This window comes from Desemzia sp. AGC72 (genome assembly GCF_057334175.1).
On sequence record NZ_JBHFIG010000013.1, the window covers coordinates 76,226 to 102,661 of the forward strand.

Annotated in this window: 19 protein-coding genes, 1 other RNA gene and 1 pseudogene; 3 read left to right on the forward strand and 18 right to left on the reverse strand. The window is 37.6% G+C overall.

Going from position 1 to position 26,436, the window contains the following annotated elements; genetic code table 11:
* Positions 1–15 precede the first annotated feature (15 nt).
* The 3 genes and pseudogenes from mgtA to ACE025_RS06695 all read left to right on the forward strand — a co-directional run bounded on the left by mgtA (position 16) and on the right by ACE025_RS06695 (position 3,959).
* Complete coding sequence (gene mgtA / locus ACE025_RS06685) at positions 16–2,634, forward strand: magnesium-translocating P-type ATPase (RefSeq protein WP_485938725.1); 2,619 nt, start codon at positions 16–18, stop codon at positions 2,632–2,634.
* A 167-nt stretch (positions 2,635–2,801) separates the two neighbouring features.
* Positions 2,802–3,168: a transfer-messenger RNA gene (gene ssrA / locus ACE025_RS06690) on the forward strand.
* A 229-nt stretch (positions 3,169–3,397) separates the two neighbouring features.
* Positions 3,398–3,959, forward strand: a pseudogene (locus ACE025_RS06695) (Sir2 family NAD-dependent protein deacetylase).
* A 208-nt stretch (positions 3,960–4,167) separates the two neighbouring features.
* Here the strand turns inward: ACE025_RS06695 and ACE025_RS06700 are convergent.
* From ACE025_RS06700 to clpP, 18 genes are all read right to left on the reverse strand, one after another.
* On the reverse strand, positions 4,168–4,947 hold the full coding sequence (locus ACE025_RS06700) for a Cof-type HAD-IIB family hydrolase (protein WP_485938727.1): 780 nt from the start codon (positions 4,945–4,947) through the stop codon (positions 4,168–4,170).
* A 36-nt stretch (positions 4,948–4,983) separates the two neighbouring features.
* Positions 4,984–5,661, reverse strand: coding sequence for a histidine phosphatase family protein (locus tag ACE025_RS06705; RefSeq protein ID WP_485938729.1), 678 nt, complete (start codon positions 5,659–5,661; stop codon positions 4,984–4,986).
* Between the two features lie 152 nt (positions 5,662–5,813).
* A complete protein-coding gene (locus tag ACE025_RS06710) occupies positions 5,814–7,793 on the reverse strand; it encodes a fructose-1,6-bisphosphatase (RefSeq protein WP_485938731.1) in 1,980 nt (659 codons plus the stop codon).
* 380 nt (positions 7,794–8,173) lie between these two features.
* Complete coding sequence (locus tag ACE025_RS06715) at positions 8,174–9,436, reverse strand: extracellular solute-binding protein (RefSeq protein WP_485938733.1); 1,263 nt, start codon at positions 9,434–9,436, stop codon at positions 8,174–8,176.
* A 96-nt stretch (positions 9,437–9,532) separates the two neighbouring features.
* On the reverse strand, positions 9,533–10,324 hold the full coding sequence (locus tag ACE025_RS06720) for an SIR2 family protein (protein ID WP_485938735.1): 792 nt from the start codon (positions 10,322–10,324) through the stop codon (positions 9,533–9,535).
* Positions 10,325–10,451: 127 nt separating this feature from the next.
* Entirely contained in the window at positions 10,452–10,910 is a 459-nt protein-coding gene (gene smpB, locus ACE025_RS06725) for an SsrA-binding protein SmpB (protein WP_092480602.1), read from the reverse strand.
* A gap of 19 nt (positions 10,911–10,929) precedes the next feature.
* Positions 10,930–13,308 carry a ribonuclease R gene (rnr, locus tag ACE025_RS06730; RefSeq protein ID WP_485938737.1) on the reverse strand — a complete coding sequence of 793 codons (2,379 nt, stop codon included), beginning with the start codon at positions 13,306–13,308 and terminating at the stop codon, positions 10,930–10,932.
* Between the two features lie 3 nt (positions 13,309–13,311).
* Positions 13,312–14,055: an alpha/beta hydrolase gene (locus ACE025_RS06735; protein WP_485938739.1), complete on the reverse strand. Its 744-nt coding sequence runs from the start codon at positions 14,053–14,055 to the stop codon at positions 13,312–13,314.
* A gap of 153 nt (positions 14,056–14,208) precedes the next feature.
* Complete coding sequence (gene secG / locus ACE025_RS06740; protein ID WP_092480599.1) at positions 14,209–14,445, reverse strand: preprotein translocase subunit SecG; 237 nt, start codon at positions 14,443–14,445, stop codon at positions 14,209–14,211.
* A gap of 114 nt (positions 14,446–14,559) precedes the next feature.
* Positions 14,560–16,230 carry an alpha-amylase family glycosyl hydrolase gene (locus ACE025_RS06745; RefSeq protein ID WP_485938741.1) on the reverse strand — a complete coding sequence of 557 codons (1,671 nt, stop codon included), beginning with the start codon at positions 16,228–16,230 and terminating at the stop codon, positions 14,560–14,562.
* A 213-nt stretch (positions 16,231–16,443) separates the two neighbouring features.
* A complete protein-coding gene (gene eno, locus ACE025_RS06750) occupies positions 16,444–17,745 on the reverse strand; it encodes a phosphopyruvate hydratase (RefSeq protein WP_485938743.1) in 1,302 nt (433 codons plus the stop codon).
* 117 nt (positions 17,746–17,862) lie between these two features.
* Positions 17,863–19,395, reverse strand: a complete 1,533-nt coding sequence (gene gpmI, locus ACE025_RS06755; protein ID WP_485938745.1) for a 2,3-bisphosphoglycerate-independent phosphoglycerate mutase — start codon at positions 19,393–19,395, stop codon at positions 17,863–17,865.
* Complete coding sequence (tpiA, locus tag ACE025_RS06760; protein ID WP_485938757.1) at positions 19,395–20,150, reverse strand: triose-phosphate isomerase; 756 nt, start codon at positions 20,148–20,150, stop codon at positions 19,395–19,397. The genes gpmI and tpiA overlap by 1 nt, the downstream gene beginning before the upstream one ends.
* A gap of 47 nt (positions 20,151–20,197) precedes the next feature.
* Complete coding sequence (locus ACE025_RS06765; protein ID WP_485938747.1) at positions 20,198–21,385, reverse strand: phosphoglycerate kinase; 1,188 nt, start codon at positions 21,383–21,385, stop codon at positions 20,198–20,200.
* A gap of 124 nt (positions 21,386–21,509) precedes the next feature.
* Complete coding sequence (gap, locus tag ACE025_RS06770) at positions 21,510–22,511, reverse strand: type I glyceraldehyde-3-phosphate dehydrogenase (RefSeq protein ID WP_230524476.1); 1,002 nt, start codon at positions 22,509–22,511, stop codon at positions 21,510–21,512.
* A gap of 41 nt (positions 22,512–22,552) precedes the next feature.
* Entirely contained in the window at positions 22,553–23,590 is a 1,038-nt protein-coding gene (locus ACE025_RS06775; protein ID WP_485938749.1) for a sugar-binding transcriptional regulator, read from the reverse strand.
* 373 nt (positions 23,591–23,963) lie between these two features.
* Positions 23,964–24,503 carry a DsbA family protein gene (locus ACE025_RS06780; protein ID WP_485938751.1) on the reverse strand — a complete coding sequence of 180 codons (540 nt, stop codon included), beginning with the start codon at positions 24,501–24,503 and terminating at the stop codon, positions 23,964–23,966.
* Between the two features lie 150 nt (positions 24,504–24,653).
* Positions 24,654–25,253 (reverse strand): ATP-dependent Clp endopeptidase proteolytic subunit ClpP, encoded by a 600-nt coding sequence (gene clpP, locus ACE025_RS06785; RefSeq protein WP_485938753.1) that lies wholly within the window; start codon positions 25,251–25,253, stop codon positions 24,654–24,656.
* Positions 25,254–26,436 lie beyond the last annotated feature (1,183 nt).

Genomic DNA, 26,436 nt, shown 5'->3' on the forward strand with positions numbered 1-26,436 from the left:
AAGGAGGAAAATATCATGATGAATCAAAAAAAAAATTCTGTTTATACAGAAAAAAAAACTAAAAACAATCACTTAAAAGAAATCAGTTATTTAACAGAAGAATCTTTTTACACGAAATTCAACACTACTTCAAAAGGCTTAACCACTGAAGAAGCTGAACAAAGGCTGGAAAAATACGGCCTTAATGAAATTCCTTCTCAAAAACCAACTCCAGTCTATATTTTATTTCTGCAAGCTTTTAAAGATCCTTTTATCTATGTTTTGGCATTATTGTTACTCGTTTCAGCCGCCACTAAAGATATTGAAGCCAGTATCGTAATGGGTTTAATGATTGTATTTAGTGCTGGTCTCCATTTCGTACAAGAATACCGTTCACAAAAAGCCAGTCTGGATTTGAAAGAGCTCATTGAAACAACCTGTTCAGTGACCAGAGACGGGATACAGAAAGAAATTCCAATAGACGAGGTTGTAGTTGGGGATGTGGTTCATTTATCAACAGGGGATATGATTCCTGCAGATGCACGCTTAGTGTGGGCGAAAGATTTATTTATCAACCAATCTTCGTTAACAGGCGAGTCTATTCCTGTAGAAAAGTCTGTGCACAACAAAAATGAACAATTGACTGACACTTTAACTGCTTTAGATTTAGAAAACTTGCTGTTTATGGGAACAGACGTCTTAAGCGGACAAGGACAACTCGTCATCGTAAAAACAGGTCCTGAAACTCTTTTTGGTGATATTGCTGCTCAGTCATCAGCTTCTAGAGGGGAAACAAGCTTTGATCACGGTGTAAAAAACATTAGTCGATTATTAATTCGTTTTATGTTGGTAATGGTCCCTGCTGTCTTTTTGATCAATGGGGTATTAAAAGGTGACTGGTCTGAAGCTTTCTTTTTCTCCATTGCCGTTGCTGTAGGTTTGACACCGGAAATGCTGCCAATGATCGTTACAAGCAACTTAGCTAAAGGTGCTATCACTATGTCTAAGAAAAAAGTGATCGTCAAAGAACTGAATGCTATACAAAACTTAGGTGCCATGGATATTTTGTGTACCGATAAAACAGGCACGATAACTGAAGACAAGGTCGTATTGATCCGCCATATAAATTGTATCGGAGAAGAAAGCAATCGGGTTTTAGAATTAGCTTATATGAACTCTAATTACCAAACTGGATGGAAAAATGTCATGGATCATGCAGTCATTGAGTACTTGAATGAACACCGCGAAAAAGATCGTCTAGAAGCAGTTGAAAAAATAGATGAGATTCCTTTTGACTTTTCAAGACGTCGGTTAACTGTAGCGGTCAAAACTGAAAATGAAGATCTCATGATCACTAAAGGTGCTATGGAAGAAATGATGTCTATTTGTAAATTTGCAGAGTTAGATGGTAAAGTCGTTCCTTTAACCACAAAACTGCAAGCTAAAATGGAACACCTCAGTATTCGTATGAATGAAGATGGTATGCGAGTCTTAGGTGTAGCCTATAAAAAAAATGTCCACTCGTCTGCCACTTATTCTATAGAAGATGAATCAGACATGATTTTAGTCGGTTTTATGGGGTTCTTGGATCCGCCAAAACAATCTTCTGTGACTGCTATTCGTTCTCTTCATGAACATGGTGTAAACGTCAAGGTATTGACTGGAGATAATGAAGTTGTGGCACAAAAAATCTGTAAAGATGTGGGTATCGAAGTTACTCGTTATATTCTTGGTACTGAACTGGAAACTATGAACGACGAAGATTTAATGTCAGCTGTCGAAGAAGTGAACTTATTTGCCAAATTGTCCCCCTCTCAAAAAGCCAGAATCATTACCTTACTGCAACGAAAAGAACATACTGTCGGTTTCATGGGTGATGGAATCAATGACGCACCTGCTTTACGAACAGCTGATGTTGGAATATCTGTAGATACAGCTGCTGATATCACTAAAGAGGCTAGTTCGATCATTTTGCTTGAGAAAAGTTTAACAGTATTGGAAGATGGTATTTTGGAAGGACGGACGGTTTTCGGCAATATGATGAAATACATCAAAATGACGATCAGTTCCAATTTTGGAAATGTGTTCAGTGTGCTGGTCGCCAGTGCTTTCTTGCCATTCTTACCCATGCTCTCGATTCAACTTCTAATACAAAATCTAATTTACGATGTGGCACAATTGACTATCCCATGGGATAAAATGGATACGGAAGATTTAATGAAGCCGGCCAATTGGGGAACATCCGATCTATTAAAATTTACCTTTAGTATCGGTCCCATCAGTTCAATTTTTGATATCCTGACTTTTCTTCTCATGTGGTTTGTGTTCCAAGCTAATACGACCCAAGATGCAGCCTTGTTCCATTCCGGATGGTTTGTTATTGGACTGATTACACAAACTGTTGTCGTTCATGTCATTCGGACCAAAAAGATTCCTTTTATCCAAAGCAATGCCAGTCTGAGCGTGATTCTTTCTACACTGGCTGTTGTGACAGCTGCTGTTTGGATTCCAGGAAGTTCTCTGGGCACGTTCTTTGATTTTGTTGCTTTGCCTGCTTCCTATTGGAAATGGATGGTTATTATTGTGGTCTTGTATATCCTGACCACTCAGTTAATCAAAAATATTTATATTAAAGTAAACCAACAATGGTTGTGATTTTTTAACAAAAGTTCTGATGAAAATGTATATTTACCTCTCAGAACTTTTGTTTTTTTGAGCGAACAAACTTTCTTTTTATAAGCAAATGTGCTATACTGTATTCAGAGTTAGATAGATGACTATTATAGTACTTTACGTACTAAGTCTGTACTCCCTTTTATTTCGGGGGCGTTACGGATTCGACAGGCATAGGTCGAGCTTGGATTGCGTTTCGTAGGTTACGGCTACGTTAAAACGTTACCAGTTAAATATAACTGCTAAAAACAATAATAACACTTACGCTTTAGCTGCGTAAAACCAGCTAGTGTAGATCCTCTCGGTATCGCCCATGTACTCGAGCAAGGGTCCTATAATCAGTGGGATACGCTAAATCTTTCCGTCTGGAAGTTTTAGAAGAGATCATCAGACTAGCAACGTATGATGCCGGTTGTGTGGCTAATACTGAGCGAAACCTTAATAGCATAACTATAAACGTAGAAGTCTAAGTGTCGTTATGTTTGGACAGGGGTTCGACTCCCCTCGTCTCCATAATTACAGAAAGCTTGTAAAAACTGTTAAATCAGTATTTACAAGCTTTTTTTTATGGGTAATGGACAAATTTACAGAAACAAAGCAAACTAGATTCCTTTGATTCAAAACAAATACTTTTTATGCAAATCAATTATCTGCTCCCCTTAAACTAACAGCAAAGACTATAGGAGTATATGTGTTGGAAAATAAAATAGAGCAGCTTCAGTAATACATTGATTAAGCCGAAGATATAGCTTTTTTCGGTGGCGCCGGTGTTTCCACTGAAAGCGGTCTTCCCGATTACCGTTCACAAGAAGGTACTTATACAAAAATGGAAGAAAAACAATTGTATCTCAAAATACATATGAGCAAATGTTTCATGCTGGAAAATCCCCAAGAATTTTTCAAACCTAGAGATATTAACGCTAAGCAATTTGTTCCTGAATCCAATACCGGTCATCGATTTTTGGCTGAGTTGGAGAAACAGGGAAAAGACATACGTATCATCACTCAAAATGCCGATGGCTTGCACCAAAAAGCCGGCAGTAAATTAGTGGGGGAGCTGCATGGAATGCGGCCGGGAATATCCGTACAGTGAGATCCCTAAAGATCACAATCATGTTCCCCGCTGCCCTATTGATAATGGCATCATTCGTGCAGATGTGATTATATTTGGCGAGAATTTAAAACCAGGTGTTCTAGATCGAGCCAAAGAATTGATTGCTGTCTCAGACTTGTTGATTATTGCTGGGACTTCCCTGTTTGTATATCCAGCAAAAACAATGATTCGTCATTTCACAGGAAAAAAGTAGTAGTAATCAATCAATCGCCCTTAAAGATAAAAGATGTAAAAATTGATTTGACGATTACTGAACAGGTCGGAGAAACTTTCAGCAAATTAAAGGTACACGCATCAAAAAGTGAGCGTGGGAAAAAAGGCAGCCCATCGTCCACTTTACGAACCCAATATTCGTAAAAATAAAGGAGCTGGAAGTTATTTCCCAGCCCCGTTTTTATCTTTTAAATCAATTGGAATTTCTTTAAGCCTTCAAGGATTCCACCGTCTACATTGCTTGCAGAGGTTACATAATCAGCAACTTCTTTTACTTCATCAACACCATTTTGCATAGCGATGCCATAGTCAGCATACTGAATCATTTCTTTATCATTCGGACCATCTCCAAAAGCATACGTAGGAATATTTTCCAATCCAAGCAGCTTTTCCAACTCTTTGATTCCTGTGGCTTTCGAATTGTTTTTGATGATGGTGTCTACACTATAAGGAGTGTTTCGGTAAAAAGACAACTCTGGAAATCGTTCACAGAAATGATTATCATAACCAGCATCATCGTTTATGATCAATGCCATCAAAACCTCTTCCTTCAAATGAAAATCCTCGTCCACTTTCGGTGGATTTGTATGAATATTTTTATAAGCTGTAACCATTGTTTGAGAATCTTTAGTCGTTCGAATTTTGTTGTGCGTATACATGGATAACGGGAAGTCATGTTCGTCCGCAGCTTCCTTTAATTCTTTCATTAAAGGTTGAGGGATCACACTACGGTAGACTTCTTTTCCTTCATAAACGATATACTGTCCATTTAATGTGATGAAAGAGTCGATTGGACTATTTTCTAAAACATGTTGGATCTCCAAGGGACTTCTTCCTGTAGCCACAAAAGGAATGATTCCATTTTGTTTCATATTTTCCAATGCTTCACTAATTTCTTTATCCAACTCTGATGTAGCATTCAACAACGTTCCATCCAAATCAAAAAATACTAAGCCTTTTGGTTTCACTCTATTTCCTCCATTGTCTCATTTAACAGATGATTTTTATTCGATGTCTTTAAAATGTTTTACTTCATTGTATTTTTCTAAATGATACGCTCCATCGCGATAAGTAGCTACTGAAACGCTGGCATTCAATAAGGGTTGCGGATTTTCCAACTCAGCTACTAGGTTATTCAATAAATAGCGAATGGTATTGCCATGAGCTACTACAAGAATTTTTTCGCCAGTATCGCGGTGTTTACTGATTAGTTTCATCAGCCCTTCTTCGATCCTTGTCCAAAAAGTCAAAAAGTCCTCTGCATCATTATGAGGGTCTGCTTTTTTTGTCGCATTCATTCGTTCAGGGATACTGGATTGGGCATACATCTCTGCAACAGACGGATAATTTAATTCTTTATTGATTGCAGCCCAAGCTTTATCCACGTCTTCTCCTTCAAATGAACCAAAAAATACTTCTCTGAATTCCGGCATCATTTCAATAGTCAACTCATCGGCGTGCTTATTTTCTTCTAAAATAATGCTGGCTGTTTGAACCGTTCTGCTTAGATCGCTCGTGTAGACCGCGTCGAACTTCACATCCGCTAAACCTCTAGCACTACGGTAAACATCCTCGGCTCCTTCTTCAGTCAATGGAGTATTGCTCCATCCTTGTATCTTGCGGTAATGATTAAAATACGTTTGACCATGTCGAACGAAATAAAATGTACATCCTTTATTCATTCTTTCTCCTCCACTTCTTTTCTAGTACTATACTGTATTTATTTATTGTAACAGAAACTCTTAGTAAGTTAATGAAAAAGAGGTTTTATCTTTGTAAATAAACAATGACTCCAAAAGTTTATCCAATGGACAACTTTTGGAGTCATTGATCTTTAAATGAATGAAGTATTCCCGTTTTCGGGGATATCGCCATTTCGGTAAGCTTCTAACAATTCTTTCAAATCACATACTTGGCTTTGTAGTTTCAGACCAATGTCTGTTTCTTTTACTTTTTTGCGTTCCAATTCTTTGTCTACCACTCGTCTTGTCGACACAATATCGATTTCATTTTCGATGGCTTCTTGTGGAGAAGTAAAAGGCTGGTGCGAAACCAATACCATTCCAAATGAATTGTACAGCAAGGTATAACCTGCTAAACCAGTCGTTCCTTGATAAGCTTTTGAAAACCCTCCATCGATCACCAACATTCTGCCATCTGCTTTGATCGGGTCTTCCCCTCTTTTTTCTTTGACAGGAGTATGACCATTGATGATGTGACCTTTTGCTGGATCTAATCCAAATTCAGCCAATATCTTCTCGCATGTTTCAACTTCATTCCGCATCCGGTAGTAAGCATTTTTCTTTTCTTCGTGACACGTTTTGTCTTCTACATAATAGCGTTCAAAAGTTGTCATCTGATCTTTTCCAAATAATGAAGAAACAGGTCCTGTCCACAAGTACCAAACAAGATCTAAATACTTACTATTGTTTGTCCTATTTTGATATAAAAAACCTTTTCTCACGGCATCTTCAAACTTATCCAAGAGCGATTTTCCATAGACGTACTTTCCTCTAATTTCCATTCCCATAAAGCTGCCGTCTTCGTTTAGTGGAATGCATCCGTGGAACAACAAATTATCATTGTACGTCAAATACATACTGCCTTTATTGATCAAATAAGAAATGTGTTTTTGCAGTTTTCCGCTATTTTTAAAGCCTTCTTTCAATTTTGCGACAATCGTTTTTTCTTCCTCCGTCAACGTGTATGGGTCACTAGGATCAATTGTCGGGAATTGATTGCTGAGTAAAGGATATTCTTTTCCTTTGATAGTAATTGTGCCTTTTTCGTAATCGATCTGATTCAACAGCAAGCGATGCGACATTTGAAATTCTGGATGTCTTTCAATAATAGCTGCTTCCAGCTTGAACTGAATAATCGCAATAGCTTGATGAATCTTCGTATTTTGAATGATTTCTTCTTTTAGAATACTGTCTTCAGGGTGGATCTTAGGCGCAAAACAACTATCAGGATCTCCCGTATACGTTGCTTCAGCAAAATTAGACAAATAACGCAACGAGATCCCATAACTCTCTTCTAAAATATCCAGATTATTGTATCGAGCAGAAATCCGGATTACATTTGCCATACACACTTCTGAACCAGAAGCAGCTCCCATCCATAAGATATCATGGTTTCCCCATTGGATATCAACAGAATGATGACGGATCAACGTATCTATGATTTTATCAGGATAAGGACCCCGGTCATAAATATCCCCTACTACATGCAAATGATCAACGACTAGCCGCTGAATCAAGTAGGCCAAAGCCGCAACATATTCTTTTCCTCTATCTAATGAGATGATGCTGTCAATAATTTCACTATAATATTCATCTTTATTCGTAAATGTGCCGTCTTTGAACAATAATTCTTCTGTGATATAAGAGAATTCTTCCGGCATCGCTTTTCGCACTTTGGATTGTGTATATTTAGAACCGACAAAACGGCACAATTCAATCAAACGAGAAATAGTGATACGGTACCACTCATGTACTTCTTCTTGGGTTTCAAAAGACTCTACAATATCTTCCGTCTTTTCTTCCGGATAGTAGATAACCGTAGCTAGTGCATTCATTTCTTTTTGTGTTAGTCGATCCGTAAATATTTCTCCAATTTTTTCTTTGATATTGCCTGAACCATTTCTTAAGACATGTTGAAAGGCATCGTATTCTCCATGGATGTCACTGACAAAATGTTCTGTAGCTTTTGGCAAGTTCATGATAGCTTCTAAGTTGATGATTTCTGAAGTGGTTGCACCAATCGTTGGATATTCTTTAGCTAGCATCGTTAAATACTTATTTTTCATTTCCATCTCAACATCTCCTTCCTTAAAACCTATACCAATTAGTATAGCATGGTCAATTCTATTTCATGAAGGTAAAAATAAAAAAACTACCTGCGTAGTTTTTCAGCATCAATTCAAACGGACTCAGCAACTACAACTAAATGGATGATTTCAAAACGTCATGACAAGCATTATGTCCAAATCATGCTCTGTGTTCATTTATCGAGCAACCTTCTTTCACCTCTACCAATTCTGCTTTTAAAGGCGCCTTAAAGAGTGCTGATTTCAACCATTCTGTTTTTATTATTTTTACTACCCTACCATTTTTCTGAAAATAGTACAACATTGTGTTCTTTAAACCAAAAAGCACTCTTAAAAGATGTCGACTTTTAAGAGTGCTTTTTCGGTTATTCGTATTTTTGTTCAATCAACTGTTGAATGACTTCAACCGCATCATCAGCAGATTGCTCCGCTGATTTGTTTCCTGATACAGTGTCAAAAATCATATTTTTAGCATTATCCCACACCTCGGTTGTTTGAGGAATGTTTGGCATAGGATTGGCATTTTCATACTGCTCAACAACTGCTGCTTCAACTTCTGTACCTTCTTCCAACAATACTTTTCTTGTTTCTATATTAGCTGGTATTTGTTGGACCGTTTCATAAAATTCCACTTGGTTCTCATTAGTCGTGATGTATTCCAACCACGCTTGCGAAAGGTCGACATCTTTAGCATAATTGCTGATCACCCAACCTCTGCCTCCAGCAAATGGTTGATAGTTTTCATCGTTAGGCAATGTAGGAATCGTCGTTACTCCAAAATTCACTCCGCCTTCCTCATAGTTGGCTGCTCCCCATGGACCATTGATCACAGCAGCTGTCTTCTCGTCAATGAAAGATTGATCTACGAAATCGCCTACAGTTCCTTCATCCAGCATTCCTTGCGGCCATTTAGCATACCATTCTGTCAAATAGTTCAAAGCCTCGACAGACCCATCATTATTCAACCCAATATCGGATGGATCGGCCCGGTCATCTCCAAATATATATCCGCCATAGCCGGCAAACAGACCATAAGAATAATAGAAATCAAGCCAATTGGCTAAAAATCCGGTATTCGTTCCACTTTCAACTTCAAAACCGTATTGCTCGTCTTCCATCAAAGCTTCCAAATCTTCAAAAGAGGTTGGTTCAGTATCGAGTAAATCCTTATTGTAGTAAAGTACTAACGTTTCTAATAAGTAAGGCATACCATAAATCTGATCATCTACTGTTACTTGCTGAATGTCTCTGTCATTGAACCTTCCATCATCAGGAATCGTGACTGTTGCAAGATGTCCTTGCTGTGCCAATTGTCCAATACGGTCATATGGGATCATCATTACATCTGGACCGATATCTGCTGGACCATCCAACGGCAGCGCCTCAGCTTGCTCTAATTGCTCCCTGAATACGAACTCAACAGCCACTCCATGCTCTCCTTCAAAATCCCCTTTGATCGCTTCAAAATAATCTGAATAGTTTTCTTCAATCGATACGGTTAAAACTTCCTCGCCTGAATTTGTTCCATTACCTCTGGATGTATCTGATTCATTATTCCCGCATCCGACTGATACTGCCGCTCCTATAAACAAGATTCCTGTCAAAACTCTTTTGAAACTGCTCTGCATGCTGAACCATTCCCTTCTGTGTTCTTTCTTTCAGCATACATAAAAATGATACCGTTTTCAAAAAAGGCGGGCTGATGATTTTTAGGCCTCACCTGTTCAGCCCGAAGACTTCATCTCTCTTTCTTTTTTGACTAATAACTGAGCTAAGTCTTCAGAATATAAAGGTTCGATGTTCCCATACTGCTCAATGACGACTCTTTCTATTTCATCTACTTCTCCGTTAATGAAAAATATCTTATCTCGATTGTCGCTATTCTTGATAATGATTCTTTGGAGATCGATATCATAGGTGAGGGAATAACCAATAAAAATAATCACTTTCGCTTCCTCAATATCTTTTTTGAGTACCGTCGCCCATTGATTTTCTTCTAAAGACTCCAATGCGTAACTGACTTTTGTCAATTTCACTTCTTTATTCAGCGTGTCTTCTACCATATCTTCAATAAATCCGTTCAAATGAATCACGATTTCCCGTCTATCCTTTGTTTGATCCAACTTATTGCTCAATGTTACTGGAATTCTATAAACACCGTTTTCAATAGAAGCTTGCTCTGCTGCATCATCATAATTAGTGGTATAAATTCTTTTCCAATTATACTTCATAATGGTTTTATGCGTCTCGGTCACTTCTTTGATAGAATATTCATCTCTTAACAATTCCAATAAACGAGCTCTACCTTCTTTTTTCTGAAAATATTCTGAAATAACATTTAAACTCTTTTCAGGATCATATGCCATGTTCATTTCTTCAAATAATTTTTGGGACAGTTCTTTCGCATCTTTGACTTGCTCATGATTGCTGTTGACAGCTCCTTTAGAAAAGCCGGCACCTAAAAACAAAAGTGCTTCACCTTTTAAAACATATTCTAATGCTTGATCTAAGTTCATGTCATTCCTCCATAACTAATCTAAACCCCTATCTGTTAGTTGATTTATTCCATTATTTTAGAAGTTGAATACCAAAAATCCAACAGTTAAAAGATTTCTCTTTACCTGTTGGATTTTTCAAATCAAACTAACGAGCTTTCATCGCTCTATCGATTTCTCGTTTTTGGTCTTTTCGTTTCAAATCTTCTCGCTTATCGTATTTCTTCTTCCCTTTACCCAGACCGATCAACACTTTTGCGTAACCGTCTTTGATGTAAACTTTTAAAGGAATAAGAGTATAGCCGCTGGATTTTGTTTCTCCAACCAAACGAGCGATTTGTTTTTTATGCATCAATAATTTACGTGTTCTTACAGGATCATGATTGAAGACATTTCCTTGTTCGTATGGACTGATATGCACGTTTTGCAGGAAAATCTCTCCATTTCGAATAGTAGCATATCCATCTTTTAAGTTTATCCGACCAGCTCGAATCGATTTGATTTCTGTTCCTTTAAGGACGATTCCAGCTTCAATCGTATCGATAATAGAATAATCATGACTTGCTTTTCTATTTTGGGCAAGAACTTTACCGCTGCCTTTTGGCATAAGTCTTAGCCTCCTTCACTCATTTTTTTCTTTTTTTCTTCCCGGTCTTCTTAGCAACGTCTTTATAGAAAGGTTTAGCTTTTTTAGGTTTGCTTCCGGAATGTTTTTTCCCTTTTTCAGCAGAACCTTTGCCATCTTTCGTTGAAGAACCTCTTGAAGGGCGCTTGTCATTTCGTCCTTTTCGTTTGCCTTTTTTAAGAGAGTTTTCATCTGCTTTGACTTCTAAATTCGGATCTGGGATTAATTCAAAGTCGATTTCTCGCAACTCTGGATCAGCTTTTGTCACTTTTATTTTTACTTTTTGTCCAATTTTGTATACAACACCAGTACGTTCTCCAATCAGCATCAATTGTTCAGGAATGAAGTTGAAGTAATCATTTTTCATGTTAGAAATGTGTACTAATCCTTCAACTGTATTCGGCAATTCTACGAATAAACCAAATTTCACAACTGAACCAATTACACCTTCATAAACTTCTCCTACTTTATCTGCCATGAATTCGGCTTTTTTCATAGAATCTGTTTCGCGTTCTGCATCTACTGCTCGGCGTTCCATCTTCGAACTTTGCTCCGCAATATCTGTCAACAGACCTTCCCATTTTTGCTTTTCTTCTTGACCAGTACCATTTTGTTCATAAGCGCGAATCAAGCGATGTAAAATCAAATCTGGGTAACGACGGATTGGAGAAGTAAAGTGAGAATAGTATTGAGCACCTAGACCATAATGTCCTAAAGGTTCTACATCATACTTCGCTTGTTTCATACTCCGCAACATCATAGTAGAGATAACAGCTTCTTCAGGTTTGTCTTTCACTTGATTGATAACTTTTTGTAAAGCAACTGGAGTTACGTTCGAACTAGAACCTCTCATCGTAATCCCAAAAGCTGTCACAAACTCCATAAATCGCTGCATGCGATCACTATCCGGCTGCTCATGCACACGGTAGATCAATGGAACTTTCATATTTGAGTAATGTTCAGAAACTGTTTCATTGGCTGCCAACATAAAGGATTCAATCAAGCGTTCCCCAACGCCTCTTTCACGTACGACCACGTCTAATGGATGACCAGATTCGTCCACAACGATTTTAGCTTCCGTTGTATCAAAATCAATGGCACCTCTATGAATGCGGCGATTCTCAAGTATGTGGTGCAACTCTTCCATTAATTCGAACATATCTAATATATCAGCATGCTTCTCGCGTACTTCTGGATCTTTATCTGTCAACATCGCATTAACATCCGAATATGTCATACGGCGGTAAGAACGAATCACACTTTGAAAAATACGGTGGTCGACTATCTCTCCTTGTGGATTCAATTCCATTTCACAACTCATCGTCAAACGGTCTACATTTGGATGTAATGAACAAATACCGTTTGACAAGCGTTGCGGCAGCATAGGTATCACTCGATCTGTCAAGTAGACACTCGTTGCTCTTTCAAATGCATCTCCATCTAATGGACTGTCTTCTGTCACGTAGTAAGATACATCAGCGATGTGGACTCCTAAGTGGTAATTGCCATTTTCAAGTCGACGAACGGTTACCGCATCATCTAAGTCTTTAGCATCTGCGCTATCAATAGTTACAACGACCTCATCTCGTAAATCAATTCGGCCTTCTAAATCTTTATCCGTTATTTTATCTGGAACCTCATCAGCTTGTTTTAAAGCAGCTTCTGAGAATTCAGTTGGGATCCCATTATCATAGACGATCGATAAGATGTCTACACCTGGATCATTTTTATGTCCGATCACTTTTTTAACAATACCTTGCATACTTCTTGGATATTCGCGATCTGGGTAGTGCGTGATCTCAACAACAGCAACTGAACCATCAACCGGCTTGACTCCTTCAGCTTTAATAAAGACTCTGTAATCTGAGAGTTTCTTATCTCGCGGATCAATATAGCCGTATAATCCTGTCTCTTCGATACCTTCATCGTCATAAGCCCAGAACTCTCCCACTAACTGTGTCAAATTCCGTTCTAATATAGCGGTGATTTTCCCCTCAGGTCCTTTATCGTTCCAAGGTTCTGCTGGATGAGTCACATCTACCGTTACTTTATCCCCATCCAATGCAAATTGAGTCTTGTTTGGCGGGATATAAAGATCTTGTTCTTCATCTTCAATTGACACAAATCCAAATCCACGATCGCTGGCTCTAAAGATACCAGATAATACAGGATCTTCTTTCGGCAATTTCAATTTGCCGCTGCGTGTCAGAAAAACTAATCCTTCTCGTTCCATCTCTGCTACCGTTGTAACCAATTCTTTGAAATCTTTAGCGCTGGTTTTATTTAACCCTTCACTCAAATCTTTGATCTCAAAGGAGATAGTTTTGTTTTCATTCATATATACAAGAATAGCTTGTTTGAGTACTTCTTTGCTTGTCATAGTTTATCCCCCGTTCCACTGTAATTCAGTTAGGAAGTTCAATACATCTTTTTCCAATTCTTTGCGATCTGGTCCTACCGTCACCGAGTGAGGACTATTTTCATACCAATGTAACTCAACCTCCGCGTTAGCAAAAGCCTCTTTCAATTCATAAGCAATTTTGCTGTTGATCAATTCATCTTTACCACCTTGAGCAATAAAAACAGGCTTTTCAACTGTTCTATACTGAGGCGCCATGTCATCTACTAAGTTTCGGATACCAGCTAATTGCTTATCCAACTTTTCTTCCAATTCTGGAAGACGTTGCTGAACGGTCTCTTTTGAATCCCCGTTCTTATATTTTTTAGCGATCATAAAATCTAAAAATTCTTTTCTGACGTTAGTAGTATCATTATTGATAGCTGGTGAACTGAACGTCCCGCTAGCCAATAAGTCTTCATCCAACATCAATTTTGTGGCAACGATACCGCCCAATGACAATCCAAAAGCTGCTACTTCTTGGTGTCCTTCGTCTTTCAAAAACTGAAGAGCTTTTTTAGCATCATTTACCCAGTCTATAGGAGATACTTCTAAAATATCTTCCAAGTCATGGGTTCCATGTCCACTGAATGTCGGACTGTATACGGTATAATTTTCTCTTTCTAAAGCACGACCTAACATACGTACGTCATTAGGTGTACTGCTGTAGGCATGGAATAATAAAACGGCTTTTTTTCCAGATTTAAAATAAAATGATCTGTCTTTCATGTAATGCCTCCTGTTTTTCCCTGTTACTTATATTTTACTCGAAATTTTAGTATTTTCCTATCAATACACAATGAAAAGAACGGATATCAGTTACTTTATTATGTGTGTATATAAAAAAAGCCGCCCTAATGATTCGGCAGCTTTTTAAAGTATTTAATTTGCGGATAAATAAGCCAATACGATAGCTAATACGATGAACAACGTTCCTAAGACCGATGTAATACGCTGTAGCACAGCTTCAAAACCGCGTTTTTTTTGTTTTCCAAATAATTGTTCTGCTCCTCCACTTAAGGCACTGGAAGCACTGTTTGTTTTGCTTGGCTGCATGGCAACAATAATAATCAGTAACACAGATACGATCAATTCAGCAATTAAAAGTGTATTGTACAACTTCATTGCCCTCCCGTCTAGCTTTTCTTCTACCATTCACTTTAACATACCTCGTTCAAAATTACTAGAAGAGATTCATGTTTTTATCGTTCTATCAATCTTTTTTCCTCACACTTATTTTACCAAAACCATCGTTCCATACGGGCTTAAAGTCATTAGCGTATTTTCTGTTTTATTGTTGCTGTTCGTTAGAACGACTTTTGCATTGGAACATTCTTTGCTTAGCTCTATTTTTTCTTCATTTTCTGAAAAATTGCAGTAGACCCAGCCTTTTTGATCTGCCAACTTTCGTTCATAGACAACTAAATGATCTTTTGTTTCCTGCATCTGATAATCGCCTTGCGTGAAAAGTGGTGTTTTTTTCAAAGAAATCAACTGTTTATAAAAGTTCAAAATACTATTTGGATTTTCTTGCTGATCTTTCACGTTGTATATCTCTTCTTGATTGTAGAGAGTCCAAGGAGCCGCGTTTTTAGTGAACCCAACTTTCTTACTATCATCCCATTGCATGATTCCTCTAGATGTATCTCGTGATGTTAAGTTTAAGCTGTGCATGATTTTATCATGATTCCAACCTAGTTTTTCTGCTTCCTTATAAAAGGACAAAGCTTCTTGATCATTCATTTGTTCTGGGTCAGTATATTCGAAATTCAACATTCCGATTTCCTCTCCATAATAAATGATTGGTATTCCTTTTTGCAAATACAGCAAAGCAGCCGTCATCATTTGGCTGTTATCTCGGTATTCCTTTGTATTGCCGTATTTGTGCTGATGTCTGGGCTCATCATGGTTATTCCAATACAATATCGGTCCGCCAGTATATGGAGTTTTTTCTTGAAATTCATTTTGTATTTGTTTAAACTCCTTCAAATCAAGAGGAGCCCATTGCAATTCTTTCGGTAGTTTGTCCTCTATCTGACTGGTATCTTCAGGAAAATGAGTGAGCGTAATGATTTTATCCACTCGATCAGTTTCTGGTTTGGTATATTTCTTCGTGATATCAGCAGTCGCACTGGTGGCTTCTCCGATCACCAGAATATCTTCGTTTCTAGCTTTGATCCTCGTTTTTATTTCATTCAAGTACTCGATCAATCTTTCCCCGTACTCCACCATTTCTGTTCCAGGACCTTCCTTATCAGGATGATCCGGAAAACTTTTATCTACAGACATATAAATAAACGCATCACAGCGAAATCCATCGATCCCTTTCCCGATTAAATAATCTAAAATATTCAACATTTCTTCACGCAAATTGGGATTGTCCCAATTTAGATCTGCCATACTTTCCTTAAACAAATGCAAATAAAACTGATTGCCGTTTTCTTCTTTCGTCCAGACAGAATTGCCAAGTTCAGCTGTCCAATTCGTTGGATGAGGCTTTCCTTCTGGAGCATCTGCCCAGATGTAATAATCCCGATACGGGTTGTCTTTCCCCTTTATGGCTTCTTTGAACCATGGGTGTTCGGTAGAGGTATGGTGAAGAGGAAAATCATAGATCAATTTCATCCCACGTGTATGAACTTCATCAATCAATTTCTTACCATCACTTTGTTCCCCAAACAAAGGATCGATTTTTTTGTAATCTATGACATCATATCCGTTATCACCTTGAGGAGACAACGCCAACGGATTGATCCATAATGTATTCACACCTAAAGATTGTACATAATCTAATCGCTGCAAGATCCCTTCAATATCTCCTACACCGTCTTCATTCGTGTCTTGAAAACTTCTTGGATAAATTTGATAAATAATCGCTTCTTCCCACCATTTTTTATCAGACATATCTTCCCATTCTCCTCTCCTATCGTTTTTCACACATGATTTATTTAAATTCTATCAATCTTTTCCCTATCATGCATGCATTCTAACTCGTCTACTTTTATCTTATTGAATAAAAAAAAGCCATCATTTCTACTTTACTGCAGTAGAAATGATGGCTTTGAAATTTATTCAATATCATGAACTAAATTTTCTTTAGTTCATCTAAGAATTAAATTATTTGTTTTTTAGGTTGTAGAAAGCTTGTAAACCTTCGTATACAGCTAAGTCGCCTAATTGGTCTTCGATACGTAACAATTGGTTGTATTTAGCGATACGGTCAGTACGGCTTAATGAACCAGTTTTGATTTGACCAGCGTTTGTAGCTACTGAGATATCAGCAATTGTTGAATCTTCAGTTTCACCAGAACGGTGAGAGATTACAGCAGTGTAACCAGCTTTTTTAGCCATTTCGATAGCGTCAAATGTTTCTGTTAAAGTACCGATTTGGTTAACTTTGATCAAGATTGAGTTACCGATTTCTTGTTTGATACCTTTAGACAAGATTTCAGTGTTTGTAACGAACAAGTCGTCACCAACTAATTGAACTTTATCGCCTAAGCGTTCAGTCAATAGTTTCCAACCATCCCAGTCATTTTCGTCCATACCATCTTCAATAGAGATGATTGGGTATTTGTTAACTAATTCTTCCAAGTAGTCTACTTGTTCAGAAGCAGTACGTTTAGCTCCGTTTTCACCTTCGAATTTAGCGTAGTTGTAAACGCCGTCTTCGTAGAATTCTGAAGAAGCACAGTCGAATCCTAGGTATACATCTTTACCTGGTTCTAAACCAACTTTTTTGATTGCTTCAAGGATAGTTTCTACTCCATCTTCAGTACCTTCGAAACGAGGTGCGAATCCACCTTCATCTCCAACAGATGTTTCTAAACCACGAGATTTCAAGATTGATTTCAATGCGTGGAAGATTTCAGCTCCCCAACGTAATGCTTCTTTGAATGTTGGAGCTCCAACAGGTAAGATCATGAACTCTTGGAATGCGATTGGAGCATCAGAGTGAGATCCGCCGTTGATGATGTTCATCATTGGTGTTGGCAATACTTTAGTGTTGAATCCACCTAAATATTGGAATAAAGGTACATCTAGGTAGTCAGCAGCTGCACGAGCAACAGCAATAGAAACACCTAAAATAGCGTTAGCTCCTAATTTAGCTTTGTTTGGAGTACCATCTAAGTCGATCATAGCTTTATCGATAGCCATTTGATCACGCACATCGAATCCGATGATTGCTTCTGAGATAATGTTGTTTACGTTATCTACAGCTTTTTGAACACCTTTACCTAAATAACGGTCATTGTCTCCGTCACGTAGTTCAATTGCTTCATGTTCTCCAGTTGAAGCTCCTGAAGGAACCATTCCGCGACCAAAAGCGCCACTTTCTGTGTAAACTTCAACTTCAATAGTTGGGTTACCGCGTGAATCTAAAACTTCTCTTGCTAAAATATCTGTAATGTATGGCATTTGTTTTCTCTCCTTTGAGTTTATCAAATTGGAACTTGGACGCTTTGTTTGCCCAAATTCAGTTTAGTTAATTTTGATTAGCTTTGCAACTAGAAACATTTTGTCTCCTGTTGCTTTTTAGTTTTTAATAATCAATGATTCACCAGTCATTTCAGCTGGTTTTTCAATGTTTAGTAAATCTAACATTGTTGGTGCAACATCAGCAAGACGGCCGTCCTCACGTAATGTTACGCCTTTTTTCGTTACGATTACTGGTACTGGTACTGTTGTATGAGCTGTATGAGGCTCTCCAGTTGGCGTTGTCATTGTATCTGCATTTCCGTGATCAGCGAAAATAACAGCAGAACCGCCTTTTTCTATGATGGCATCAACGACACGTCCCAAGTTTTCATCTACTGCTTCAATAGCCTTGATAGTTGGTTCTAACATTCCGGAATGACCAACCATATCAGGGTTTGCAAAGTTTAAGATGATTGCATCATGTTTATCTGCTTTGATATCTGCAACTAATGCATCTGTAACTTCATACGCACTCATTTCTGGTTTTAAATCGTATGTTTCAACTTTAGGAGAAGGAATCAAGATTCGGCTTTCTCCTTCAAATTCCTCATTACGTCCACCATTCATAAAGAAAGTAACGTGAGGATATTTTTCAGTTTCAGCAATACGCAACTGTTGCAGTCCGTGTTGAGACAACACTTCTCCTAATACATTTTTCAATGCGATAGGCGGGAAAGCAACTTCTGCTTTGATGCTTGGATTGTAAAGTGTCATCGTCACTAATTTAATGTTATTAGGACGAGTTCCACGGTCAAAGAATTCCCACTCATCATTGGTTACAGCGTTTGATAATTGGATAGCACGGTCTGGACGGAAGTTAAAGAAGATGATAGCATCATTATCTTCAACAGTTGCCACAGGTTTTCCATTTTTAAGGATCACTGTAGGAGCAACAAACTCATCCATTTTGCCTACTGCATAGCTATTTTTTACTGCGTCAATCGCTGAGTCGGCAAAGTCGCCTTTACCATGGAAGATAGCATTGTACGCTTTTTCCACACGTTCCCAACGTTTGTCACGGTCCATAGCATAGAAACGACCTGAAATAGTTGCTATTTCACCCATGCCGATTTCTTTCATTTCTTTTTCTAATTGCTCAACGTAGCCTAATCCAGAATCAGGAGCAACATCACGACCATCCAAAAATGCATGAACATATACGTTTGGAACTCCTTTTTCTTTAGCTGTTTTGATCAAAGAGATCAAGTGATTGATATGACTGTGAACTCCACCGTCTGATAATAAACCAAACAAGTGAAGACTAGAATTCATTTCAACAGCTTGTTTCATCGTGCTGTTCAACACTTCGTTTTGTTGAAACTCACCTTCTGCAATAGCTTTGTCGATTCGAGTTAAACTCTGGTATACGATACGGCCAGCGCCGATATTTGTATGACCAACTTCTGAGTTCCCCATTTGTCCTTCTGGCAATCCAACATCTAACCCTGATGCTTTCAGAGTAGCATGTGGATAAGTTGCCATATAGCGATCAAAATTAGGTTTTTTCGCTTGAGCTACTGCATTACCCATAGTTTCTTTACGACAACCGAAACCATCTAAAATGATGATAGCTACTGGTGATTTACTCATTATTTATTAGCCTCCAATAGTGCTAGGAAAGAATCTGCTTCTAGACTTGCTCCTCCAACTAATGCTCCATCAACATCTGGTTGTTCCATTAACTCAGCAATGTTAGCTGGTTTAACACTTCCACCATATTGAATACGTACTGCATCAGCAGCTGAACGTGAGAATTCTTTTGCTACAGTTTCACGAATTACAGAGATTGTTTCGTTTGCTTCTTCGGAAGTAGCTGTTTTACCAGTACCGATCGCCCAGATTGGTTCATAAGCAATAACGATTTCGCTGACTTGGCCTTCAGTTAAGCCTTTCAAACCAGCTTTAACTTGGTCGCTAACTAATTCGTTAGTTTGTCCAGCTTCACGTTGTTCCAAAGTTTCTCCACAACAGAAGATAGGGATCATACCATTTTTGAAAATAGCATGTGCTTTTTTATTGATTTCTTCATCTGTTTCATGGAAGATTTCACGACGTTCAGAGTGACCGATGATAACATAGCTTACTCCAATATCGCTTAAAGCTTTAGGACTTACTTCTCCTGTAAATGCTCCTTCTTCTTCAAAGTAGCAGTTTTGAGCAGCGATTTTTAAATCTGTTCCTTCAGCAGCTTTTACTAAGTCTTGTAAGAATAGTGCTGGAGCTCCTACAACAGAGTCTACTACGTCAGAAGAAGGGATTTTGCCTTTAACTTCTTCTACAAATTCGCGTGCTTCAGAAGCAGTTTTATTCATTTTCCAGTTTCCAGCAATAATAGGTTTACGCATGATAAAACCTTCTTTCATTTATTTTATTTCGATAATAACTTTAAAGATTATTTATCAGAAATAGCTGCCAATCCTGGCAATTCTTTTCCTTCTAAATATTCTAATGAAGCTCCACCACCTGTTGAAATATGTGTAAATTGATCAGCATATCCCAATTGTTGAGCAGCTGCTGCAGAATCTCCACCACCGATAATAGTGATAGCATTTTCTAATTCAGCTAATGCCTTACATACACCAATTGTTCCATTCGCAAAGTTAGACATTTCAAACACGCCCATTGGACCGTTCCATACAACCGTTTGAGCGCCTTCTAAAGCTTCTTTGAACAGTTCAATTGTTTTAGGACCGATATCTAATCCCATTTGATCTTCAGGAACTGGTCCTTCATGAACTTCTGTCGGTACGTCATTGCTGAATTCTTTAGCCGTAACGTTATCGATTGGCAAGACTAATTTGTCTCCAGCTTTTGCAAGCAATTCTTTAGCTAATTCGATTTTGTCCTCTTCAACTAATGATTTACCAATTTGGATGCCTTGAGCTGCGTAGAAAGTATATGCCATACCTCCACCAATCAATACTTTATCTGCTTTTTCTAATAAGTTTTCAATAACACCAATCTTATCACTAACTTTAGCTCCACCTAAAATAGCCACAAATGGACGTTTAGGATTATCTACAGCACCACCGATAAATTTGATTTCATTGTCCATTAGGTAACCAGCAGCTGTTTCTAAGTGAGAAGCGATCCCAACGTTAGAAGCATGAGAACGGTGTGCTGTTCCGAATGCATCGTTAACAAATACATCACCTAAGCTTGCCCAGTATTTACCAAGTTCAGGATCGTTTTTGCTTTCTTTTTTACCATCTAAATCTTCAAAACGAGTGTTTTCAACCATTAGAACATCACCTGATTGCATAGCAGCAATAGCGTCTTCTAATTCTTTTCCGCGAGTTACAGGAACAAATGTTACTTCTTTTCCTAATAATTCACTTAAACGTTCTGCAACTGGTTTTAAAGATTTATCAGCTTTGTCTTCTTCAGTTTTGATTTTTCCTAAATGAGAGAAAAGAACCAATTTTCCGCCTTGTTCCAAAATGTAATTGATTGTTGGAAGTGCAGCTTGAATACGGTTATCGTTAGTGATTTTTCCGTCTTTCATAGGAACGTTAAAATCGGCACGTTCTAAGACAACTTTATCTTTTAAATCCATATCTGTAACAGCTTTTTTTGCCATATTAAAATCCTCCTCGATATCCTTTACTTACATGCTTTACCAATGAAAAAAGCGGAGAAGCGCGTCGCTTCCCCGCTTATCATTGTAATTTTATACTCCTAACAACTAATTGTTATTCGTTAAATTACAGTTTTGCAAAGTATTCTAAAGTACGAATCAATTGAGAAGTGTATGACATTTCGTTATCATACCAAGCAACAGTTTTAACAATTTGTTTGTCACCAACAGTGATAACTTTTGTTTGAGTTGCATCGTATAATGAACCATATGACATTCCTAAGATATCAGAAGAAACGATTGCATCTTCAGTATATCCGTAAGATTCGTTAGCTGCTGCTTTCATTGCTGCATCTACTTCTTCAGCAGTAACTTTAGTTTTTAATACAGATTGTAATTCAGTTAAAGAACCAGCAGCAACAGGAACACGTTGTGCAGCTCCATCTAATTTACCTTTTAATTCTGGTAATACTTCACCGATTGCTTTAGCAGCACCAGTTGTATTAGGGATAATGTTAGCTGCTGCAGCACGAGCACGACGGAAGTCGCCTTTTGGATGTGGAGCATCTAATGTATTTTGGTCACCTGTGTAAGCGTGGATAGTTGTCATTAATCCTAATTCAATACCAAATTTATCATTTAGTACTTGAGCCATAGGAGCTAAACAGTTAGTAGTACAAGAAGCACCTGAAATAACTGTTTCAGAACCGTCAAGAGTTTCGTGGTTTACATTGTAAACGATTGTTTTCATGTCACCAGTTGCTGGTGCAGAGATAACAACTTTTTTAGCTCCTGCTTTGATGTGTAATTCAGCTTTTTCTTGAGTAGTGAAGAAACCAGTACATTCTAATACGATTTCAACTCCAAGTTCTCCCCATGGAAGTTCTTCTGGGTTACGGTTGCTTAATACTTTAACGTCTTTACCGTTAACTGTAAATGCACCATCTTTAACTTCAACGTCTCCATTGAAACGTCCTTGAGTTGTATCATATTTTAATAAGTGAGCTAACATTTTTGGATCTGTTAAGTCGTTAACCGCAACCACTTCAATACCTTCTAATTCTTGAATACGACGGAATGCTAGACGACCAATACGTCCGAAACCATTAATACCTACTTTTACTGACATAACTAGATTTCCTCCTTTAGAAAATCGAAAATTTATTTATTTTAAAGGGTTATCCCTTTTAAAATCTGGTTAGCGGCACCTTCATCCGTGATCAACCACGTTTGAGACGGTGCGTTTTTCATATAAGCTTTGATCGCTTCTGCTTTCGATTCTCCGGCAGCTACAATGATTACACTAGGTATCGTTGTCAACTTGCTGGATTGCATACCGATGCGCGGGATTTTATACACCACTTCACCTTCTGCATTATAAAACTCTCCGAAAGACTCTGCAACCGCAGCGTTATCTTCAAGCAACGCGAGTATCTCATTATCAAGTCCTCGTCGCTGTGCCATATGATTTGCGTCTCCTATACTATAGATTACACAATTTGCTTTTTTTATCAAATCTAACGTTTTTTTTACGCTAGGTTCTTTTAACAAAAACCCATATGTTTCTTTCCCTACTTGCTCTGGTACGTACAACGCTTGATTCTTTCCGCCAGTTGCTTCGGCTAATTTAGCACTAATAGAGTTCGCTTGTATTTCAACAGACTCTCCTAAACCGCCTCGAGCCGGAACAAAAAACAATTCACGGTTTCTTGACAGATTTTCATCAAAGCGATTGGCTACTGCAGCCATAGTTGTCCCACCCATTACAGCAACGATATTCTTTCCATCTGGAAGCAAAAAATCCAATGTTTCATAAGTCGCTCTGCTTAAATCAGCAATGACTCTAGATTGTTTGTCCAAATTTCCGGGAACGATGATGCATTGCTCGATCTGGAAATAGGCAGCTAAGTTTTTCTCACGATTTCCCATGCCCAGCTGTTGTCCCATTAATTGGTCGAAAGAACGATAGACTTCTTCTCCCACGGGTGTCAGCAACATACCGGATTTAGTAGAGTGCACTAAATGTTGTTTTTTTAAAACATCCACTTCTGTTCGTAAGCTTCTTTCTGAAATACCCACTTTATCTGCTAAGATACGTCTTCCTATTGGTCCTAACAAATAGATGTTTCTTAAAATTTGGTGTCTCTCTTTCAGAGTGTCCATTACGTCAGGAGCCACTTTTTCTATCACAGACAGAACCTCTTCCATGAGCCACCTCTTTCTTACTGGGTCGTTTTTTGTCCACGTAAGCCGTTTAGCGACCCTCGTTGTCGAAAAAAACAAAGAGATTAAAATGGAAAAAGACAATTGATTTTAAATCATACGCTTATTTCTACATTTTCACAGTACCTTACAGCCTGTTTGATCTCTTACAGCATCTATTCTACCAATTCTAGCCGCAACATGCAACCTATTAATTCATTGGTTTCCATCGAACAAATGAGTTTGTTTTTTCATGTATGGCTAAACCTTGTCGAAAAGCATCACCGAGGGAGTTAAACTCTGCGTAAAAAGCCTATAAAAAACCAAACTCCCTCTTGCTTTTTGTCAAAGTTGTTACTAAACAACGATTAAAACAACCCTATTTATTTTTTTCGTATTCAGAATCGATTATACTCTTCAGCTCTTCTAATGAAATGTTTTCATCAAAAATATTGTCTCCAATAAAGACAGAAGGAACAAAAAAGACATTTGCTTCTTTAGTTTCATTGAGGATACCGTTGATCTCAATCTCGTTCGGTTGATGAGTCAATCCACGCTTTTCGACCGCGTACTCAGCAATCTCTTCATGACTTCCCAACATTCCCCACTCATTTTGATGCGCTAATAAGTAATCGATCTCCATCAAAGCTTCTTCTGGTTTTTTATAATCCAAGTGATGATGAAGGACATTCCCTCTTTTTAAACTTGGTTTCTCTTTATCGAAAAGTTTGATAACACGTTGAACTTTCCCTTCTTGTACATACTCATTTAATAGATCTTTGGTATCAAAGTACCACTTTTTACAATAAGGGCAAGCCAAGTTGATAAACTCAATCACCTTGACAGGCGCACTTTCGGCCCCAATTTTAAAACCATATGTTAAATTAACTTTATCTGCGTTCATATTACTCGTATCCATATCGTACCTCCTCTTAATGTTACTTATTAGTATACCTCCTAATTCTTCAAATGAAAACCAATGCCGTTCAAGACAACTCCCATCCTTATGCTATGAGTCTTATAGAAGAAAAAAGACTTCCTGCTTTGAGCAGGAAGTCTTTTGCAAAAATTATTTATTTGGTAATTCAGTGTTGTTTTCCATTACTTCATCGATCAAGCCATACTCTTTTGCATCTTGAGCTGACATGTAGTTATCACGGTCTGTGTCGCGTTCGATAACTTCGATCGGTTGTCCAGTTTTATCAGACAAAATTTTATTTAAGCGTTCACGCGTTTTCAAAATATGACGAGCAGCGATTTCGATTTCTGTTGCTTGTCCTTGCGCTCCACCTAATGGTTGGTGAATCATGATTTCTGCATTTGGTAAAGCAAAACGTTTGCCTTTTGTTCCAGCAGCTAACAAGAAACTTCCCATTGAAGCAGCCATTCCCATTGCGATCGTTTGAACATCCGCTTTGATAAAGTTCATTGTATCGTAAATAGCAAAACCTGCTGTTACACTACCACCTGGAGAGTTGATGTAAATGTAGATATCTTTTTCTGGATCTTGAGCATCTAAAAAGAGCAACTGTGCAATAACTGAATTTGCTACGTTGTCATCTATCGGGCCGCTCAACATGATAATACGGTCTTTTAATAAACGTGAATAAATATCATAAGCACGTTCTCCTCTTGATGATTGTTCAATAACTGTAGGTACTAAGTTCATGAAGTATTCCTCCTCTAATGTGTTTCCATAAGATTGTATCACACTCATTCTCAAGAATCATTTGAATAAGTTTCTATAAGTTTATTCTACTCCAATGGTCAATAAAGGTCAAACTGTTTTTGCTATTCTTGTAACATAAAAGCAAAAAAGCCAGTCACAACGCACTATAATCCCCTAAGTATAGATATTAATAAATTAAATTACTTCAGGAAGACTTTTTTTGCGTTTTAACAGTAAATAAACCATTAAAAATTCTGAAAATATATTTAATGTACACTGGGAAGGGATAATTTCTAAAAAGTGAAGTGAAGAATACGACACATTATTAGCGGACTCAACCTTTTGGGAATTAAATTAAAGGTTCGAAAAAATCAATAAAGAATTCAAAACGCTTTTATTCGAGAATATCTTAAAGCAAGAATAGCCATCAACCAATCAGCTTGAAAATATAATGTTCCTCATATGAAACTATCAGAAATTGGATAATAAAGTATACTGAAAGGGGAAAAAATTAGGAATTGTACTCCAGAAGATAAGGTGTATACAATGAAAAGTTAAAAATAATAAAAAAAAGAATACGAACTGAAAATACGGCTTTGAAGGCACGTAATGAATACATAGAGAATGCAACACTAAAAAAATTAAAAGAATTGGAAAGAGAGGTGATTTTACCCAGTCGAAGTATGTGTTACTCTCGATATATCTACAGATTTAATTTTCTCGTCTTAATCTTTTTTTATAAATAAGGACAAAAAAACTGCCATTTTTTCCAGTAACGGTCTTTTGTTCATTTCATACCAATCTGTACTGGAAATTTGAGATAATAAAGAAAAGTTAATTTTTTTCTTTATTATCTCTACTAAATCTAAAAATTTCAATTAAAGTGAGTGCAATAGCAGTGTATAGTGATCCACCAATAAAGTTTCTATTTACTATATATTCTATTGAAATACCAATAAAACTGGAAAAAGTCATTAATAGTATGATAAAAATATATGGGTGCTTTTTTTTTAGTTCTTTAACTTTATTGTACACAATTTCACCTCTGGCCTAAATAGCTATAGCTATTTTATTTTGTATTTAGTAGCAACATGCTTTCCGGTTACATTATATCCTTTGCTCATATAAAATCCTACCCAACCATTTTTTTGCAACTGCAGCTCCAGGAGCACTTCCGATTTTA

What these genes read in the sequence shown, in the direction of transcription:
- mgtA (WP_485938725.1), top strand. Translation starts at nt 16, where the DNA reads ATGATGAATCAAAAAAAAAATTCTGTTTATACAGAAAAAAAAACTAAA.
- clpP (WP_485938753.1), bottom strand. Translation starts at nt 25,253, where the DNA reads ATGAACTTAGTACCTACAGTTATTGAACAATCATCAAGAGGAGAACGT.
- ACE025_RS06735 (WP_485938739.1), bottom strand. Translation starts at nt 14,055, where the DNA reads ATGAAAGACAGATCATTTTATTTTAAATCTGGAAAAAAAGCCGTTTTA.
- ACE025_RS06775 (WP_485938749.1), bottom strand. Translation starts at nt 23,590, where the DNA reads ATGGAAGAGGTTCTGTCTGTGATAGAAAAAGTGGCTCCTGACGTAATG.
- gpmI (WP_485938745.1), bottom strand. Translation starts at nt 19,395, where the DNA reads ATGAGTAAATCACCAGTAGCTATCATCATTTTAGATGGTTTCGGTTGT.
- ACE025_RS06780 (WP_485938751.1), bottom strand. Translation starts at nt 24,503, where the DNA reads ATGGATACGAGTAATATGAACGCAGATAAAGTTAATTTAACATATGGT.
- ACE025_RS06705 (WP_485938729.1), bottom strand. Translation starts at nt 5,661, where the DNA reads ATGAATAAAGGATGTACATTTTATTTCGTTCGACATGGTCAAACGTAT.
- eno (WP_485938743.1), bottom strand. Translation starts at nt 17,745, where the DNA reads ATGCCATACATTACAGATATTTTAGCAAGAGAAGTTTTAGATTCACGC.
- gap (WP_230524476.1), bottom strand. Translation starts at nt 22,511, where the DNA reads ATGTCAGTAAAAGTAGGTATTAATGGTTTCGGACGTATTGGTCGTCTA.
- ACE025_RS06720 (WP_485938735.1), bottom strand. Translation starts at nt 10,324, where the DNA reads ATGAACTTAGATCAAGCATTAGAATATGTTTTAAAAGGTGAAGCACTT.
- ACE025_RS06745 (WP_485938741.1), bottom strand. Translation starts at nt 16,230, where the DNA reads ATGTCTGATAAAAAATGGTGGGAAGAAGCGATTATTTATCAAATTTAT.
- ACE025_RS06765 (WP_485938747.1), bottom strand. Translation starts at nt 21,385, where the DNA reads ATGGCAAAAAAAGCTGTTACAGATATGGATTTAAAAGATAAAGTTGTC.
- tpiA (WP_485938757.1), bottom strand. Translation starts at nt 20,150, where the DNA reads ATGCGTAAACCTATTATTGCTGGAAACTGGAAAATGAATAAAACTGCT.
- ACE025_RS06715 (WP_485938733.1), bottom strand. Translation starts at nt 9,436, where the DNA reads ATGCAGAGCAGTTTCAAAAGAGTTTTGACAGGAATCTTGTTTATAGGA.
- ACE025_RS06710 (WP_485938731.1), bottom strand. Translation starts at nt 7,793, where the DNA reads ATGGAAATGAAAAATAAGTATTTAACGATGCTAGCTAAAGAATATCCA.
- smpB (WP_092480602.1), bottom strand. Translation starts at nt 10,910, where the DNA reads ATGCCAAAAGGCAGCGGTAAAGTTCTTGCCCAAAATAGAAAAGCAAGT.
- rnr (WP_485938737.1), bottom strand. Translation starts at nt 13,308, where the DNA reads ATGACAAGCAAAGAAGTACTCAAACAAGCTATTCTTGTATATATGAAT.